General features: G+C 62.8%; 15 protein-coding genes. 8 read left to right on the top strand and 7 right to left on the bottom strand.

The window, feature by feature from the left end:
- The first annotated feature begins 1 nt into the window (after nt 1).
- The gene (locus MA07_RS29000; protein ID WP_081928984.1) at nt 2–1,996 is read left to right on the top strand and encodes a PAS domain-containing sensor histidine kinase; all 1,995 of its coding nucleotides are present in this window, start codon (nt 2–4) and stop codon (nt 1,994–1,996) included.
- Nucleotides 1,997–2,154: 158 nt separating this feature from the next.
- Here the strand turns inward: MA07_RS29000 and MA07_RS15090 are convergent, their stop codons facing one another.
- From MA07_RS15090 to MA07_RS15065, 6 genes are read right to left on the bottom strand one after another with little or no spacing between them, the layout of a single operon-like run.
- A complete protein-coding gene (locus MA07_RS15090) occupies nt 2,155–3,051 on the bottom strand; it encodes a sugar kinase (RefSeq protein WP_036352405.1) in 897 nt (298 codons plus the stop codon).
- Nucleotides 3,048–4,118, bottom strand: a complete 1,071-nt coding sequence (gene ugpC / locus MA07_RS15085) for a sn-glycerol-3-phosphate ABC transporter ATP-binding protein UgpC (RefSeq protein ID WP_036352402.1) — start codon at nt 4,116–4,118, stop codon at nt 3,048–3,050. The genes MA07_RS15090 and ugpC overlap by 4 nt, the downstream gene beginning before the upstream one ends.
- On the bottom strand, nt 4,118–5,626 hold the full coding sequence (argH, locus tag MA07_RS15080; protein ID WP_036352400.1) for an argininosuccinate lyase: 1,509 nt from the start codon (nt 5,624–5,626) through the stop codon (nt 4,118–4,120). Before argH ends, ugpC begins: the two co-directional genes overlap by 1 nt.
- A gap of 4 nt (nt 5,627–5,630) precedes the next feature.
- Nucleotides 5,631–6,482 carry a carbohydrate ABC transporter permease gene (locus MA07_RS15075; RefSeq protein ID WP_036352397.1) on the bottom strand — a complete coding sequence of 284 codons (852 nt, stop codon included), beginning with the start codon at nt 6,480–6,482 and terminating at the stop codon, nt 5,631–5,633.
- Nucleotides 6,482–7,408, bottom strand: coding sequence for a sugar ABC transporter permease (locus MA07_RS15070; protein ID WP_036352394.1), 927 nt, complete (start codon nt 7,406–7,408; stop codon nt 6,482–6,484). Before MA07_RS15070 ends, MA07_RS15075 begins: the two co-directional genes overlap by 1 nt.
- A gap of 24 nt (nt 7,409–7,432) precedes the next feature.
- Entirely contained in the window at nt 7,433–8,686 is a 1,254-nt protein-coding gene (locus MA07_RS15065) for an extracellular solute-binding protein (RefSeq protein WP_036352391.1), read from the bottom strand.
- 164 nt (nt 8,687–8,850) lie between these two features.
- Between MA07_RS15065 and MA07_RS15060 the strand changes: the two genes are divergently transcribed.
- From MA07_RS15060 to MA07_RS15035, 6 genes are all read left to right on the top strand, one after another.
- Nucleotides 8,851–10,104 (top strand): ROK family transcriptional regulator, encoded by a 1,254-nt coding sequence (locus tag MA07_RS15060; RefSeq protein ID WP_036352387.1) that lies wholly within the window; start codon nt 8,851–8,853, stop codon nt 10,102–10,104.
- 88 nt (nt 10,105–10,192) lie between these two features.
- On the top strand, nt 10,193–12,490 hold the full coding sequence (locus MA07_RS15055; protein WP_200879380.1) for a PIG-L family deacetylase: 2,298 nt from the start codon (nt 10,193–10,195) through the stop codon (nt 12,488–12,490).
- Between the two features lie 4 nt (nt 12,491–12,494).
- Complete coding sequence (locus MA07_RS15050; RefSeq protein ID WP_036352381.1) at nt 12,495–13,406, top strand: DMT family transporter; 912 nt, start codon at nt 12,495–12,497, stop codon at nt 13,404–13,406.
- Between the two features lie 216 nt (nt 13,407–13,622).
- Nucleotides 13,623–13,946 (top strand): hypothetical protein, encoded by a 324-nt coding sequence (locus tag MA07_RS15045; RefSeq protein WP_036352378.1) that lies wholly within the window; start codon nt 13,623–13,625, stop codon nt 13,944–13,946.
- A gap of 588 nt (nt 13,947–14,534) precedes the next feature.
- A complete protein-coding gene (locus MA07_RS15040; protein WP_036352375.1) occupies nt 14,535–14,939 on the top strand; it encodes a hypothetical protein in 405 nt (134 codons plus the stop codon).
- Complete coding sequence (locus MA07_RS15035) at nt 14,939–15,256, top strand: cytochrome c (protein WP_036352516.1); 318 nt, start codon at nt 14,939–14,941, stop codon at nt 15,254–15,256. The genes MA07_RS15040 and MA07_RS15035 overlap by 1 nt, the downstream gene beginning before the upstream one ends.
- A gap of 44 nt (nt 15,257–15,300) precedes the next feature.
- On the opposite strand, the gene MA07_RS15030 is transcribed toward MA07_RS15035, so the two are convergent.
- Complete coding sequence (locus tag MA07_RS15030) at nt 15,301–16,143, bottom strand: universal stress protein (RefSeq protein ID WP_036352373.1); 843 nt, start codon at nt 16,141–16,143, stop codon at nt 15,301–15,303.
- Between the two features lie 197 nt (nt 16,144–16,340).
- Between MA07_RS15030 and MA07_RS15025 the strand changes: the two genes are divergently transcribed.
- Nucleotides 16,341–16,538, top strand: coding sequence for a hypothetical protein (locus tag MA07_RS15025; RefSeq protein WP_036352370.1), 198 nt, complete (start codon nt 16,341–16,343; stop codon nt 16,536–16,538).
- Nucleotides 16,539–16,550: the final 12 nt, after the last annotated feature.

The following is a 16,550-nucleotide window of genomic DNA, read 5'->3' as shown; positions in this document are numbered from 1 at the left end:
AATGCATCAGCTTGAAGATGAACTTCTGTCGTCGGTCTTCGACGCCGTAGATACGGGCCTCATCGTGCTCGACGCCAGCATGCGGGTTGTCGCCTGGAACGCGTGGTTCGTTTCGGCCAGTGGGATCTCCTGCCCGGAGGCTGTCGGAAGACAGCTGGATGAACTGTTTCCGGGCGCGGTCTCGCCGGGGCTCAAATCCGCCATCACGAACACATTGGAAGCAGGCTCCTCAAGGCTCCTGACCCATTCCCTGCACCCGTTCATCCTGCCGCTGAAGACCCGCTCCGGAAGGCAGCTCATCCACAACGTTTCCGTGCGCCCGCTGGGAACGCCGCCCCATCTCAAATGCCTCGTGCAGATTGCCGACGTGACGGTTGCCGTCCAGCGCGAACAGGTCCTGCGCGAGCGGCAGAACGCGCGCTATGACGCCGTGGTGAACAGCGCGCCGGACGCGATCCTGACGCTCGATGCACAAGGCGTCATCCAGCTCGCCAATCCCGCCGCCGCACGGGAGTTCGGGTATGCTCTCCGTGAGCTTATCGGTATGGAGATGACCGCGCTTCTGAATGTGCCGGAGTCATGGAATGAGCTCTGGACAAGTGTTCTGGCAGGAAACGTCATGCACCGTTCCCTGGAGGTCACGGCGAAGCGCAAGGATGGTTCCATCAGCTTCCTGGAGGTTTCCGCGGCGCGCTGGCAGAGCGATACGCGCGTCTTCGTGACGGCCATTCTGCGCGATGTGAACGAGCGCCGGGCAGCCGAGGAAGCGCTGCGCCACCTGAACCAGACCCTGGAGGAGCGTGTCGACGAACGGACACAGGAGCTTCTGCGGGCCGAAGAGCAGCTTCGCCAGGCTCAGAAGATGGAAGCCGTGGGGCAACTGACGGGGGGAATCGCCCACGATTTCAACAATCTCCTCGCGGGCATCGTCGGCTCCCTCGACCTGATGCAGACCCGCATTACGCAAGGCCGTACGGAGCATGTCGGACGCTATGCCAAGGCGGCCATGAGCTCGGCGCAGCGCGCCGCCGCGCTCACCCACCGCCTGCTCGCCTTCGCCCGCCGGCAGCCCCTCGATCCGAAGCCGGTCAACGCCAACCAGCTCATTGCCTCCATGGAGGACCTGCTTCGCCGCACCATCGGTCCGCTTCATGCCCTGGAGATCGTCACGACGGGCGGATTGTGGACGACTCTGTGCGATCCCAACCAGCTCGAGAGCGCCATCCTGAACCTTGCCATCAACGCCCGCGATGCCATGCCAGATGGCGGCAAGCTCACCATCGAGACGTCGAATGCCTCCCTCGATGAAACCTATGCGGCGGCGCACCTTGACATCGCACCGGGACAATACGTGGCGATCTGCATAACGGACACCGGCATGGGCATGGCGCCGGATCTGATCGAGCGCGTCTTCGAGCCCTTCTTCACCACGAAGCCCATAGGGCAGGGCACCGGGCTTGGGCTCTCAATGGTCTATGGCTTTGCCAAGCAGTCCGAAGGGCATGTCAAAATCTACTCGGAGGTGGGGCAGGGCTCCACGATCAGAATATACCTGCCGCGGCACCGCGGCGCCGCCCAGGAGGAGCCGTCCACGGTTTCTCTTGCCGAGGCCCCCCGGGCGGAGGCGGGCGAGACGGTGCTGGTGGTCGAGGATGAGCCCGTCATCCGCAACCTGATCGTCGAAGTGCTCCAGGATCTGGGCTACCGTGCGCTCGAAGCACCGGACGGTCCCTCAGGCCTCAAAATCCTGCAATCGCGGCAGCGTATCGATCTGCTCGTCACTGATGTCGGCCTGCCCGGTATCAACGGACGGCAACTCGCCGATGCGGCGCGAGAGACGCGGCCTCACCTGAAGGTGCTATTCATCACCGGCTATGCCGAGAATGCCACATTGGCCAGTGGCTTCCTCGATCCAGGGATGGAAATGATCACCAAACCCTTCGCAGTCGAAGCTTTGGCAACGCGCATCCGGAACATCATCGAGCGGACGAGCTAGGTTGACCTGACTCCGTCAATCATCGGCGATTGTGCCTTAAAACTATAAGGTCCGGAAATGGCACGCGCCGGTCGTTTGTCTCTTGGCTGCTTGAGCTTCAGAGGGTCAGATCTCAACCTGTTCCGCAGTCAGGAGGGCATCGGCTGCGTCACACCCGATCATGACATGCGCGGTGGGGCTCCTCCGGCCGATTGGACAGACAATCCCCCGGCTTTAATTCCGGCCGCCAAGCTGCTCTCGAGGTCTGAGGTGCTGAGCCAGGAGTGCAAAAAGCCTGCGTTGAAGGCATCACCCGCTCCAGTCGTATCGACAACATTCACCCGAGGCGCTTCAGCAGAGACACAGATCGATCCGCAGGACGCCACCGCACCGCGCTCGCCGCGCTTGAGCACCACCAATGGAAAGCGCTCTCGCAGGCTCTCCAGGATAGCGTCGTCCGCGCTTTCTCCCGTCAGCGCCTTTCCCTCCTCGACATTCGGAAGCAGCAGGTCGATCCCTTCGCAGATCTCGAAGAAGTCGGAGTCGCGGCGGATCAGTTCATCGTCCCAGCTCGGGTCAAGGGAGATCGTCAGGCCGAAACTGCGAGCCAAAGCGATCACGTCCGGAGTATCCTTGAGGGTAGCAAATTCCGCGATGTGCAGATGGGCGACATCAGGGGCCGAGAGTGCCTGCTCCAGCGTCGCCGGACGTGAGCCCCCGGCACGCCGGGACACGAAGGCTCTTTCCCCGTGTCTGACCAGGGCCACCGTCGGCTGAGGTCCGGCGTCAGGTGACCGCTCGACAAACGACAGGTCGATCCCGCTGGCTTCGAGTTCCGGGTTGAGGCTTTGGGAGAGTGGGTCCGAACCGAGGCGGGAGAGGAGGGCCGCCGGCCGCCCGAGAGAGGCGAGATGCGCTGCCGTGATATAGGCCCCACCTCCGGCCGCGATGGTCACGTTGTCTGCAAACCTCTCGCGGCCTAGCGTCGGCATCTCGTGCAGGCCGGTGAAGATGATGTCGCAGTAGGTCCGCCCAAGGCATAGGACCTTGCCGCGGTCAGTGGGCGTTCCGGTCATCGGGCTGCCAGCGCTTTCTCGGTGGCCTTGTCGAAATAATAGAGGCGCTCTGCCGGAGCATGGAGTGTTAGATGCTCGCCGATCTGTGGGATCTGTCGACCCGGGGCGGAGCCGATGATGGTCTGACCCGCGCTCTCGATGTGCACGAGGGTCTCCGAGCCGAGGGTTTCCACCACCGCCACCGTGCCCGAGACGGTCAGCCCCGGCACACCGGCGCTGCCTGGGACAAGATCCTGTGGGCGTGCCCCAACAAGGATGTCGGCGGTGGTTGCGGTTGCCTGCGGAACCTGAACGGATCCGCCGAGTGACAGATCCGCTCCGCCGTCCCGAAGGGATGCCGGCACTAGGTTCATCGTCGGGCTGCCGATAAAGCGGGCGGTGAATACATCGACCGGGTTCTCGTAGAGATCAAGGGGCGTACCCACCTGCAGGATCCTGCCGTCGCGCATGACCACGATCCGGTCGGCCATGGTCATGGCCTCGACCTGATCGTGCGTGACGAACACCGAGGTCGTGCCGAGCCTGTGGTGGAGCCGTTTGATCTCGATCCGCATCTGGGTGCGCAGTTGGGCGTCAAGGTTGGAAAGAGGCTCGTCAAACAGGAATGCGGCAGGGTCCCGCACCATGGCGCGGCCGATGGCGACACGCTGGCGCTGGCCGCCGGACAGCGCCGAAGGGCGGCGATCCAGGAGCTGGGAAAGGCCGAGCGTTTCGGCAGCCTGCTCGACGCGCTGACGTTTCTCGCTCTTCGAGAGCTTGGAGCGGTAGAGACCGAAAGCGATGTTGTCGGCGACTGTCACGTGCGGATAGATGGCATAGTTCTGGAACACCATGGCAATGTTCCGATCCCTGGGCTGGAGATCGTTGACGACACGCCCGTCGATCCGAATCTCGCCGCCGCTGATTTCCTCAAGTCCGGCGATCATCCTGAGCGTCGTCGACTTGCCGCAGCCCGAAGGGCCTACGAGGACGACGAATTCGCCGTCATGAACCGACAGGTCGATCCCATGGACGACAGTGGTAGGCCCGTAGCGTTTGACGAGGTGATCGAGGTCAATGGTCGCCATTACTGGGCTCCCAGAAGTGCTGTGAAACGGGATTGAAGGTCACGTGCAGAGGTCTGCTCGCGCTGCGCCGCGTTCTGCATACGTGTGCGAATGCCGGATATCTCATCATTGTAGGCAGCGATGGCCAGGGAGAGCGCCCCAGGCGCCGGTCCACCGAACCGGTCGCGTACAGCGACGAAGTTCTCGGGCGAAACGATTTCAGCAAACTGATCCTTGTCGATGATCGTCGAACGTCCGGTGCAGTGCTCGAAAGCCTTTCGGAAAGCCTCGTAGCCGTCGATCCCGATGTCACCCTCGATGGCCACGACGGCGCGGGCGACGGATGCCGCAATCTCATGAGCCTCCCGGAACGAAAGTCCCTCACGGCGGACGAGGCTGTCGGCGAGTTCCGTCACCGTGATGCAACTGCGGCGGATGTTCTGACGCACCCGGTCGGGATTGATGCGCAGCGCCGGTACCAGGGCCGTGAGCAAGTCGAGCACGCGCCCGCCGCTCTCAAAAGCGCCGTATCCGAAGCCCTGACTTTCGCCCTCGCTATCGTTCATATCGGTGAACGGCGTATTATGCATGATCGTGAGCATGGCCTGCGCCCGCCCGACCGTCTGGGAGGCAAGGTGGCGCATGTGCTCGATAGGAACGGGATTGCGCTTCTGCGGCATGATCGAGCTGATCTGCACGAAGGCGTTGGGCACATAGACTTGGCCGACTTCGAAGCTCGTCCAGAACTGCAGATCTTGGATGAAGCGGCCGAGATGCAGGAAAACCAGCTCGATGGCGGAATAAGTCGAGGTGATATAGTCGATCGACGCGATGCAGCCATAGGAGTTCTGCAGGGGACGGCTGAAGCCGAGAAGCCGCGCTATCAGGTCTCTGTCGATGGGAAAGCCGCTCGTGGTGATGGCGGCGGCTCCCATGGGGCTGCGGTCCACGATGTCACGCGCCGCCTCCAGCCGCGCGATGTCGCGCAGCAGGGTTTCCAGCATCGCCGCAAGGTAGTGTCCAAAGACGGTCGGCTGCGCCGGCTGGCCGTGGGTATAGGCAACGATGAGCGTGCTGCTCTCCCGCTCGGCGACCGACGCCAGGGTCTCGGCAAGGCGGACGAGACGCTCCAGCAGGAGGTCGATCCGGTGCTTGAGACGAAGCTTGAACAAGGTATGGTCAATGTCGTTGCGCGAGCGCGCGGTGTGCAGGCGGCCTGCCAGATCCGGTCCGAGCCGCGCACGCAGTTCCTTCTCGATAAGGAAGAAGAAGTCCTCGACTTCTCCCGTGTATGTGAGGGTGCTGACATCCACCTCGCGGTCAATCGCCTCAAGCGCCTGGGCAATTGGACGTGCCTGCTCGATCGACAGGATGCCGGTCTCGTGCAGCATCACCAGATGAGCCCTGTCGATCCGGCGGAAGCCCTCGACATGATGATCCTTCGCGCCATCGAAGAGCGGACGCAGAACGGTTTCTTTGTAGACCGGATTGGGGAATACGGAGCCGTCGTTGTAGGGGCCTGCAGTCATCGGCTCAGCCTTTCAGCCCGGCGAGCATCACGCCGCGGACGATGTAACGCTGGAGAAACAGGAAGATAATGAGGGTCGGAAGGGTCGCGATGCTCGCGCCCGTCATGATCTTCTCCCATTGGATCGATTGCTCGACCGCGAAGCTCGAGAGCCCGACGGGCAGGGTGTAGAGTTCGGCGCTCGTGGTCACGATGAGAGGCCAGAAGAATGCCGTCCAATTGCCGAGGAACGTGAAGATGGCGAGCGCCGAAAGGGCTGGAGTGACCAGCGGCATGGCGATCTTCCACCAGATGGTGAACTCGTTGAGCCCGTCGATCCTGGCCGCCTCCAGGAAGTCGTCCGGTACGCCTTCAAAGAACTGCTTCATCAGGAAGGTGCCGAAGGCCGTCATCATCCCTGGGAACATGATGCCCCAGTAGCTGTCGATCCAGCCGAACTGGCTCGCCATGAGATACCAGGGCAGGACCAGCATCTCGGTCGGTATCATCAGGGTAGACAGGATCGCGATGAAGACGATGTAGCGGCCGCGGAAGCGGAACTTCGCCAGCGTATAGCCGACGAGGCTATCGAAGAACACGTTCGACAGGGTGACGATCACCGCCACAATGGTCGAGTTGATGAGCCAGCGCGTGAAGCGTCCGTCGCCGAGGATTTCGATGTAGTTGTCGAGGGTCGGCGCCTCGGGAATGACGCGCAGATCATAAACCTGCGAGGCGTCCTTTAGGGAAGTCGAGAGCATGAAGAGCAGGGGCGTCACCATGATGACGCCGCCGATGAACAGGAGCGTCCAGGCAAGGATCCGGCCCGGCCGGATATGTGGCATCACAAGGCCCGGTGGGGATGCGGCGGCTTTCATCAGCGGTCCCTCATGAGGCGCAACTGGACGAGGGAGATCACGAGAAGGATCACGAACAGCACCACGGTCTGCGCAGCCGCGTATCCCATTTCGTAGGAGCTGAAGGCGGTCTGATAGATCATCAACACCAGGGGCTTGGTGGAGTTCAGCGGCCCGCCGGGATCGTTCGTGTTGATGTTGTAGACCTGGTCGAAGATGCGCAGGAAGCCGATGGACGAGAACACGACCAGGAACACGAGGGTCGGTTTGAGCAGCGGCAGCGTGATCCTACGGAGGATCGCGCCTTCCGAAAGGCCGTCGATGCGCGCGGCTTCGTAGTAGGTGACGGGAATGGCCCTGAGCCCCGCGAGGAAGATGATGATCTGGAAGCCGAGGCCTGCCCAGACCGCGGGCGCAAGTACGGCCGGCAGCGCCTGCGAGGTGGAGCGCAGGAACGGCTGCTGCGGGATGCCGAAGCTGGAAAGAACATCGTTGATCACCCCGATGGGAACGGGCTGGTAGAACCAGCGCCAGACCCAGGCCATCGCCGCTGCAGTGGTGAGGAAGGGCAGAAAGTAGAGCGCGCGGATGAAGGAATGCATGAACCGCACGCGATCGAGGTAGTAGGCGACCACGAAGGAGATCAGCAGGCTGATCGGGGTGCCGAGGATCAGGTACATGAAGGTGTTGCGGAATACCTGCCAGAACAGCGGATCCTCGAACAGTCTCCAGTAGTTTTCTAGACCGACGAAGGCGGCGGGCTTGGTGATCGTCCAATCCGTTGCCGACAGGTAGAAGGCCTGGAAGGTCGGCCAGAAGCGGATGACTACGTAGAAGACGAGTGGAACCGCGAGAAAGCTCCACGCCCAGATCACCTGCTTCTGGCCGAGGCTCATCCTCGACCAGAGGCCGCCGGAGGCGGCCTCCCGATGTGAGACGGCGGACATGCGCTGCTTCCTCGCGGGCGTGGATTAGCGCTTGGCGCGGTCGATGATTGCCTGCTCGGCCTCCGCGGCCTTGGCGAGGGAGGTCTTGGGGTCCTCGCCGCCGATCAGCACGCGGTTGGCCATGTCGATGGCCACTTGGCGCTGGGCCGCCTCGTCTTTGAACAGGGTGGTGTGGGCATATTCGAGGCCCTTGAGGAACGGGCCGTAGACAGGGTGCGCAACATTCTCGGGCGTCAACGCCACATCACGTCGGGCCGGCAACTCGCCCACGACTTCCATCCAGACCTTCATGGCCTCGGGTGAGGAGACGTATTTCAGGAACTTCTCGGCCGCCGCCAGCTTCTCGCCCTCCGCCTTCGTGGTGATGGCGTTGGCGAAGTAGCTCGCATAGTTGCTGCGCACGCCTTGGGCGTTGGCGGGAAGCTCGGTCACTCCCCATTCGAATGCTTTGATCGTACCGAAGGAGCCGAGGCGGAAGGTTCCATCGATCGTCATGGCGGCAAGGCCCGCACGGAAGGCGGCCTGTCCCTCATCCATGAAGCCGGCTTGACCGACCTTATGCTTCTTCTGCAGGTCCGTGTAGAAGGTGAGCGCCTTCAGGCCAGCCTCGTCGTTGTAGGCGACCTTGGTGTCGTTCTCCGTGTAAGGAGCGCCGCCGAACTGACGGATCAGCACCTCGCGCCACCATTGATGGTCCTGCCCACCCATGTCGAGCGTCATGCCGGCGGAGACGATGTTGCCGCTGCCGTCGCGCTTCACCGTCTTCTCGGCGGCAGCCACGAGCTCGTCGATTGTCTTCGGCGGATTGTTGGGGTCGAGGCCGGCGTCCTTGAAAGCCTTCTTGTTGTAGAAGAGGGCCAGCGAGCGCACCGCGGTCGGCAGGCCGTAATAATCGTTGCCGCGCTTCATGGCGCTTACGATTGGGAAGAAATCGCGCTGGATCTCGGCGACCGGGAAGGCTTCGGCGCGCAAGGGACGGATCATCTTGCCGGCGATGAAATTGTCGGTCCAGCCGTAGAACAGCTGCACGACGTCAGGTCCCTGGCCTGCCAGAATCGCGGCCGCGACCTTGGTCTGGTAATCGGCGTAGGGGAAGGTGGTCTGCTTGACCTTGATATCCCGGTTCGCCTCCTGGAACTTGGCGATGAGCTGGTTCATCGCCTTGACCCGGGTGTCGAACACATATTGCCAGTATTCGATCTCGACGGCCTTGGCGCCGGTGGAGGCCAGGGTGGCGAAGCCCAAGGCAACGCTTGCGAGCATATGACCTAAACGCATGTCCCTCTCCGTTCTTGCTGGCGCTGGGCGCCGATCCTTCTCTGGTGCCGGCCTTTGTGGCCGATCCAACCTCAAGGCTCCCTTAGACTTAACGAGCTGTCAATAAGATAATTCACTTGAGTTATTCCATTCACCGGGTCATTGTTACAGCCTGGAGTTTGGAGATGCCGAGAAAATCCAAGGCCGGGGTACGCTCGACGATCGGCAGCAATCCGGAGCGCAACCGCTCCCACAACCGCCGCGTGGTGCTCGACGTCGTGCGCCAGCTTGGTCCTGTTGGGCGCACCGAGATCTCGCGCCATGCGCACCTGAGCACCCAGGCCGTTTCGAACATCGTCGATGACCTCGTTGCCGATGGCCTTCTCATCAAGACTGGGCGACTAAGGGCCGGACGTGGACTGCCGCCGATCCAGTTCGCGGTCAATCCGAACGGCGGGATGACCGCCGGCATCGAGATTGCAGCCGACCACGTTTCCACGCTCCTGGTGGACATCGGTGGGCGCGTCCGGGCGCAGCGCACGGTCACAATCCCACGCAACGATCCTGATACCGTGCTGCCCGTCATCAAGGCCGAGATCGCCGCTGCACAGGCTCAGCTGAAATCCCCCGTGCCGCAGCTTCTCGGGGTCGGGGTGGTGATGCCGGGTCCGTTCAATGTGGAAGGCATGACTTCAGTCGGCCCCACGACGCTGTCAGGGTGGGCAGATTTCGATGCAGTGGCCACCATAGGTCAAATGCTCGCGGCGCCCGTCACGCTCGAGAACGATGCCACTGCCGCAGCCGTCGGGGAGCGCCTTCACGGCGCAGCCAAGGATCTCAAGAATTTCTGTCTGATCTATTTCGGGCAAGGGCTCGGCCTCGGCATCCTGATCGACGGGCGCCCTTACCGAGGCGCAAACGGAAACGCGGGTGAGATCGGGCACGTGCTGATCCAAAGGGACGGGCGCCTTTGCTCTTGTGGCCAGCACGGCTGTCTTGAGGCCTACGCCTCCGTGCAGGCTCTTGCCGAAAAGCTTTCCGCGGCAGGAATTCTGGGGATCGACTACACGCGCTTGGAGCAGTTGCATGGCGAGCGGCACCCGATAATCGCAGAATGGATCGAGGAGGCGGCCGGTTATCTCGCGCCTCAGGTTGCCATGCTCGAAAACCTCTTCGATCCCGAGGCTGTCGTCATCGGCGGTGCTTTGCCGCCAGGTCTCCTGGAAGATCTCACGAAGGCCATGCAACCGCTGCCCCTGTCCGTTGCGCGACGCAGGAACCGGAGCGAAGCGCGCCTGATCCATGGCCGCACGGGGCGGTTCACGGCGGCACTCGGCGCCGCAGCGCTGCCGATCCTCGAAGCCATGACACCTCGGCTCGACACCGCTCAGGCGGCCGCGCGCGAACCGATGAACGAGGAGATCGCACTTGTTGGATGATCACAGCCGTTTGGCCCACGCTGTCCATCAGCCGGCCCTTGTCCGCACACATCGAGCCCTCAGCCGGCTGAATTCCGTTCTGACGGTCATGAACACCGGTGCGCATCCGGATGACGAGATCAACGGGATGCTGTCGGCCCTGCGCTTCGCCTACGGCATGCGAGTCGTAGTAGCCTGCTCCACCCGGGGCGAGGGAGGGCAGAATGCGCTTGGGCCCGAGCGGGGCGGCGTTCTCGGCGTACTGCGTACGGCTGAGATGGAAGAGGCCGCGCGCCGCATGGATGCGGACGTGGCGTGGCTCGGCCATGGTCCCGACGACCCGGTCCACGATTTCGGATTCTCGAAGAACGGCGACGACACGCTCCGTCGCTGGGGCGAGGAGCGCATCGTCGAGCGCCTCGTGCGCGCCTATCGCCGCTACCGTCCGGACATCGTCATTCCGACCTTCCTAGACGTGCCGGGCCAGCACGGCCACCACCGCGCCATGACCCGCGCGGCGGAGACGGCCCTCGCCCTCGCGGCCGATCCGTCTGCCTTTCCGGAGCATAGCGCATCCGGCCTCCTTCCCTGGCAGGTGTCCAAGTACTACCTCCCGGCTTGGTCGGGCGCAGGCTACGCCTATGACGATGAGGTGCCCCCACCGCCAGCGACGCTGAACCTCCAAGCTGCTGGTCCTGACGAGGTAACGGGCCTTGCCTACAAGCAACTCGGCGAGTGGTCGCGTGCCGCGCACTCGTCCCAGGGCATGGGCATGTGGCGGGACAGGCCGGCTGATCGCTGGAAACTGCACCTCAAGGTCCGGGCCGGAGGCGAGGCCGGGCCCGAGAATGACATTCGTGATCACCTTCCTGCAACGCTGGGCGACATTGCGGCCATGACAGGCTTGACCGGTTCGACGGCCGCGGCCCTGCGGGACGCGCAGGCGCAGATCGAGGCCGCCATCGCGGCCTTCCCGAACCGTTCCCGAATTGTCGAAGCGCTGGACGGCGCGGCGTGTCGGATCGAGGAAGCTCGAAAAGACTTGGGCGAGGAGGCGCTGCGCCAAGTAGGCCATCGCCTCGACCGGAAGCTGCGGGAGATTGATGCGGCTCTCTTCGAAGCCAGCGTCAACACGGCCCGAGCCGTGTTCACCGGATCCGCGCATCCAGGCGCGCGGGTGGCCCTGCAGGTGCATCTCGACGCGCGCGAACTTTCCGACGTCACCACGGCGCCCCGCCTTCCCGCAGGCGTCGACGCCACCGCGGCCCGCGACGAACCAGGGCACGTGCAGTATGAAATCGCGATCGCTGAATCGGCGCCTCATACGGGGAACTATCCTGAATCCTTCGATCCGCTGGGCGGCAACGGCGAGGCCGGCCTTCGCATCACGGGAAGGGTCGGAACACGCAGGATCGCGGTCGATCTCGATCCGGAAGAGCCCTTGAAGATCGGGCCGCGTCACTCCCTGTCTCTCGATCCTGCGGTGGCACTCATCAAGACAGGAGAGCCCGCCTCCGGTATCCGGGTGCGAGCGGTGGGAGCCGAGCCGATGGATTGGCAGGCATCAGTGGGGTGGACTGTTCACCAGGAGGGAAGCGACTGGCTTGCCGTGCCGCCCCATGACGTGGGCGCTGGCATTGTGACGCTCGTACCCATTGTGAACGGCAGGCCGGCGAGTTCGATGCGGACCATTGCCTATCCGCACATTCGACCGACATCGATCATCGCGCCAGCGGAGCTGAAGGTCCTCTCGCTCGACGTTGCTCTCCCGGCCGGAGCCCGTATCGGCTATGTAGGCGGAGGGAGCGACAATGTCGGCACCCATTTGCGTCGTCTCGGCCTCGACGTGACGGATCTCGGGGAGGCCGAACTGACGGCGGGTTCGCTTTCCGCCTTCACGACAATTGTCGTCGGCATCTTCGCCTTCGGTCTCAGGCGCGACCTCCGGGATGCGACGGTGCGGCTGCACCGCTTCGTGGAGGACGGCGGCCATCTGGTGACGCTCTACCACCGCCCCACCGATGCGTGGGACCCTGCAACCACACCGCCGCGCCGCCTCGTCATCGGCTCACCGTCACTGCGCTGGCGCGTGACCGATCCTGCCGCTCCCGTCACGATCCTGGACCCGGAACATCCTCTGCTGACCGCCCCAAACCGAATCGACGCTAGAGACTGGCAGGGCTGGGACAAGGAAAGGGGCCTCTACTTCGCGGCGGAGTACGATGCTGTCTACGAGGAGCTGCTGGCCGTGAGCGATCCTGGCGAGAACCCGCTCAAGGGATCCCTGATCTCGGCTAGAATCGGACGTGGGCGGCACACCCATGTGTCGCTCGTGCTGCACCACCAACTCGACAAGCTAGTTCCCGGCGCGTTCCGCCTGCTCGCCAACCTCGTTCAGCCAGCCTGAGCGGATGGCGGTCGAGGACGAAAGCCGGCCGGCGGGCTCCGCAGTCTCCCTGTGGAGCAGCGCGGGATGGCTGTTGCTCGACATGAGCCTGGTGACCGTCATGCAGGCCATGGTCAAGGCGAAGGGCGACATCTATCCGGCAGTCCAGCTCGTCTTCCTGCGCTCTCTCGTCGGGTTCCTGGGCGTGGCGCCGCTCATGTGGCGCCACCGTGCCAAGCTGGCGCAACTGTCGAACATCCGCAGCCATCTGGTGCGCGTCGCCTTCAACTCCACGGCGCTGACCTGCAACTTCGCAGCGTTCGCGGCCCTCCCGCTCGCCCTCGTCACCGCCATCGGCTACACCCGTCCCCTGATCCTGCTGGCCATGGCGGCAGTTCTGCTCGGGGAGAGGGTGAGCCGGATCCGCTATGCGCTCACGGCTCTGGGCTTTGTGGGTGTCATCGTCATGCTGCGGCCCGACGAGATCCCCTGGAACGTCGGCCTTCTCGCCGCTTTCGGCTCCGTGTTCTTCGGCGCTCTCTCCGTGGTGCAGACGCGCCGTCTTGCCGGTGAGGACACGGTCGTTCTGATGCTATTCTACACGGTGGGCCTGACACTCCTGACATCCATTCCGGCGGCCCTCGTCTGGGTGCCGATTTCATGGGCTGAGGCACCGAGCATCATCCTGATCGGGATCCTGGCCCAAGTCGGACAGTATTGCTGGCTCCAGGCCTACCAGAAGCAGGAGGCGCGGCTTCTGGCGCCCATCGGATACCTGTCCATCATCTTCTCGGGTTTTGCAGGCTGGATCTACTTTGACGAGGTTCCATCACTATCGCTGTGCCTCGGCGCGGCCGTCATAGTCCTGACCACGGTACTCGCAACACCCGTCGAGCATTGGCTCAAGAACAAGGCGCAGAGGCAAGACCTGAGCTGAGGTCTAAGACATCAGCACGATGTGAACTTCTGGCACTTCTGAGACATGGCGGATTCATTAGATGACGGGCGCATTGCGGACAGTTTGAAACGGCGGGGAATTTCCCTCGGCACTTCCGATATCAGGAGCCTGCAATATCTCGGTCGACCCGCCAACTGGGGCAGCAACCCCAGGCCACCGGCAAGCTTGTGGTCCTCGTCCACGAGTTCCTCATCAATGTCTCAAGGCTCGAACACCGAACGGGAACTCAACTACCAGCACTTCCCCTTCCGCGCGTCCGGCATTGATCCGCTCTGCCTGACCTATGCGCACATCGACCACAGCGGCGTCGTGCCGAAGCTGCTGAAAGCCGGCTTCGATGGGCCGATCTATGCCACGGGCGGTATGGCCGGTCCGGCTCTCGGACTCCGGCTATATCCAGGAGATGGAGATCGACCAATCGGACCGGCGCAACAGCCGCCGTGGGCAGGACACGGTGTCTCCGACCTACACAGAGGAGGACGCCACGCATGCCTCAGGCAATTCCTCGCCGTGGCTTAGAGCCATTGGCAGGAGGTCGCCCCTGGCTTCCGCGCTCGCTATGAGGCTTGGCTCTGGAAAGACGAGGCTACAGTTCGCTTCGTCGGCTTCCAGGCGCAATGCACCCTCGGGCGCATCCTTCAGGACGGCACATCGAAAGTCCGGATCCATAGCGAGGAGATCAAGGTCCGCTTCACAGAGAGGATCCAGCGCTGAAGGCGCTACAATCGTCGTTTGCTGGCCCGGAGCAGGCGCCGGATGCGCTCATTCCTGAGGTTGATGATGTTTATGACCTGAGTTGCGCATGAACCGCCAAGAGCCGCGGCTGCCGAGTTCAAGCGCTGGCCATCGGGATAGGCACAACGACTATGCGAAGTTGCTTCTCGACATCAACGAGGCCGTCCAGGCCGCCGACAAAAGCTCCAGAGGAGTTATCATCCGGCGCATCCGGAATGCTTTGGAAGATGGTTCCAAGGAGTAGGTCCACTAACCTTCCGTTCCCGCTTCGACACGATTTGATCGGGATCAAGGCTGTCCTGGGGCGTGTCTCTAAGCTTTGCCACAATGGCGAGATTCGCTTCAGACGCGCCCTGAACCCGGGAGGGAGACATGCTTTACCACGTCACACTTCAGCTGGCCCGCAGCAGAGAGTTTCCAGAGGGCAGCCTGCGCCACGGCTACGAGATCACCGCGCCTCTCGATGCACAGGGGCATCTGAACCAAGAAGAATGGGCGGGCAAACGGGCCTATTGCCGGGTTCGGCGGTTCTGGGCCGGTGAGGGGGAGCGGCATGGTATTCTGATCCACCGCCCGGGTGGATCCGGCGGGGCAACCTGGATGATCGACTACAACCAGGACCGTCCCGGCGATGAGGAGGCAGGCTATCGCCTCCATCAGCATCGCTTCGCCGAGGGTGAATACGTCACGATCCAGGACGATGACGAGAAGCCCCATACCTTCCAGGTGACCTCCGTGAAACAGGCTGAGCCTGCCAGAGCAGAGGAGCATCCATGATGAAGCGGCTCACTCTCCTTTGCGTCGCACTGGCGCTTGGCTCATCGGCTGCGATGGCCCAATCCGGACGCGTGCAGCGCGGGTTCACCTTTGCGCAGACCAACTGCTCCCAATGTCACGCCATCGGCCGCTTCGGCAACAGCCCCATTCCCGAGGCGCCCCCGTTCCGGACGCTTCATACCCTCTATCCAATCGAGGATCTGGCGGAGGCTTTTGCCGAGGGCATCACAACCGGCCACCCGTCGATGCCGCAGTTCGAACTCGATCCGGCCCAAATCAATGATCTGCTCGCTTACCTGCAATCCATTCAGGGATAGGGCGTTCAAGGCGGGACGTTTCGTACAAACATCCCGCCGCTGGCTCAATAAGACATGAAGAGAGGCACAGGGCAGTCCTTGAGCAGGGACTGCGTGGTACCGCCGAGCATCATCTGCCGCAGGCGCGAATGCACATAGGCGCCCATCACGATCATATCGGCCCGCGTCAGGCGCGCATGATTGCGCAGCGTCTCGGCCACATCGCCATCCTGGACGGGCAGGGACAGGACATTCACCTTGACACCGTGGCGCGCGAGATGGGGAGCAATCTCGGCTCCCGGGACGGTGTTCGTCAGGTCCTTCTCGCCTGTGACGCTCACCACCTCGACCTGCGAGGCGGCCCGCAGGAAGGGCAGGGCATCATTCAGAGCACGCGCCGCCTTTGCGCTTCCATCCCACGCCACGATGATCCGTTCTCCCGCAAACACCTCACAACCCTGGGGAACGATGATGAGAGGCCGCCCGCTGTCCGTAAGCACCGCCTCGATCAGCCCTCGGTCAACGGCGAGCGAAATCGGCTCGGAGTCCAGAACGGTCAGATCATGGGTCCGAGCCAGAGAGGTGAAGCTCTTGACCAAGGCAGTATAGCCCAAATGCGGTGCCTGCGTCGTGCAGGCGACCCCCGATGCGGCCGCCGCCCGGTGAGACGTTTCCGCAACACTATGTGCCAAGGCATCCAGGCGGCGGTTCTCGGCTGCCACGAGCCCTTCTGCGAAGGTGCTGATGAAGGCATGGGTGACTGTCAGCTTCAGCGAGGCAGCCTGGACCGTGACATGAGCGCCAGCCGTACGGGCCAGTGAGAGTCCGTAGGCCAAGGCGGTGGAGCGCTCCTCGGCATCGCCCTCTTCGGTTAGTCCAATCAGAATGCTGTGAATGTTCTGCAGCATGGTACCCTTCCTTCAAAATTGAACGCGCTTGACGTATTCAGATGCTCCAACCTCACACCAGCATCAGAAGATCAAGACGTCGGAACGCATCGTCGACTCCCCGGCCAGCATCGGCCTTGATCTGCATCAATGCGCCTTGACGAGATCGGCTTGAGTTATGTCTCGGGGAATCCCGAGAGAATTGAGTGGAGGACGCCATGTTCGGCTGGATTGTCCGGTTTCTTCTGATCTCCGCAGGAATTGTGACGGGCTGGTTCGTGGCGCAGGATGCCGCCATTTTCGGAGTCGTCCGGGTGATGGTGGCTCTCCTGTTGATTGCCGCCATCGTAGCCATCCTGGCCTTCTGGCCGTCGCAGTGGACCATCAATGTGAACCGCTTCCGTAAGTCGCGGTGAGGGCCGAGGCTC

This window comes from Microvirga sp. BSC39, from assembly GCF_000739015.1.
Classification (GTDB): Bacteria; Pseudomonadota; Alphaproteobacteria; order Rhizobiales; family Beijerinckiaceae; genus Microvirga.
This window is presented reverse-complemented; position numbering and strand designations above follow the sequence as displayed.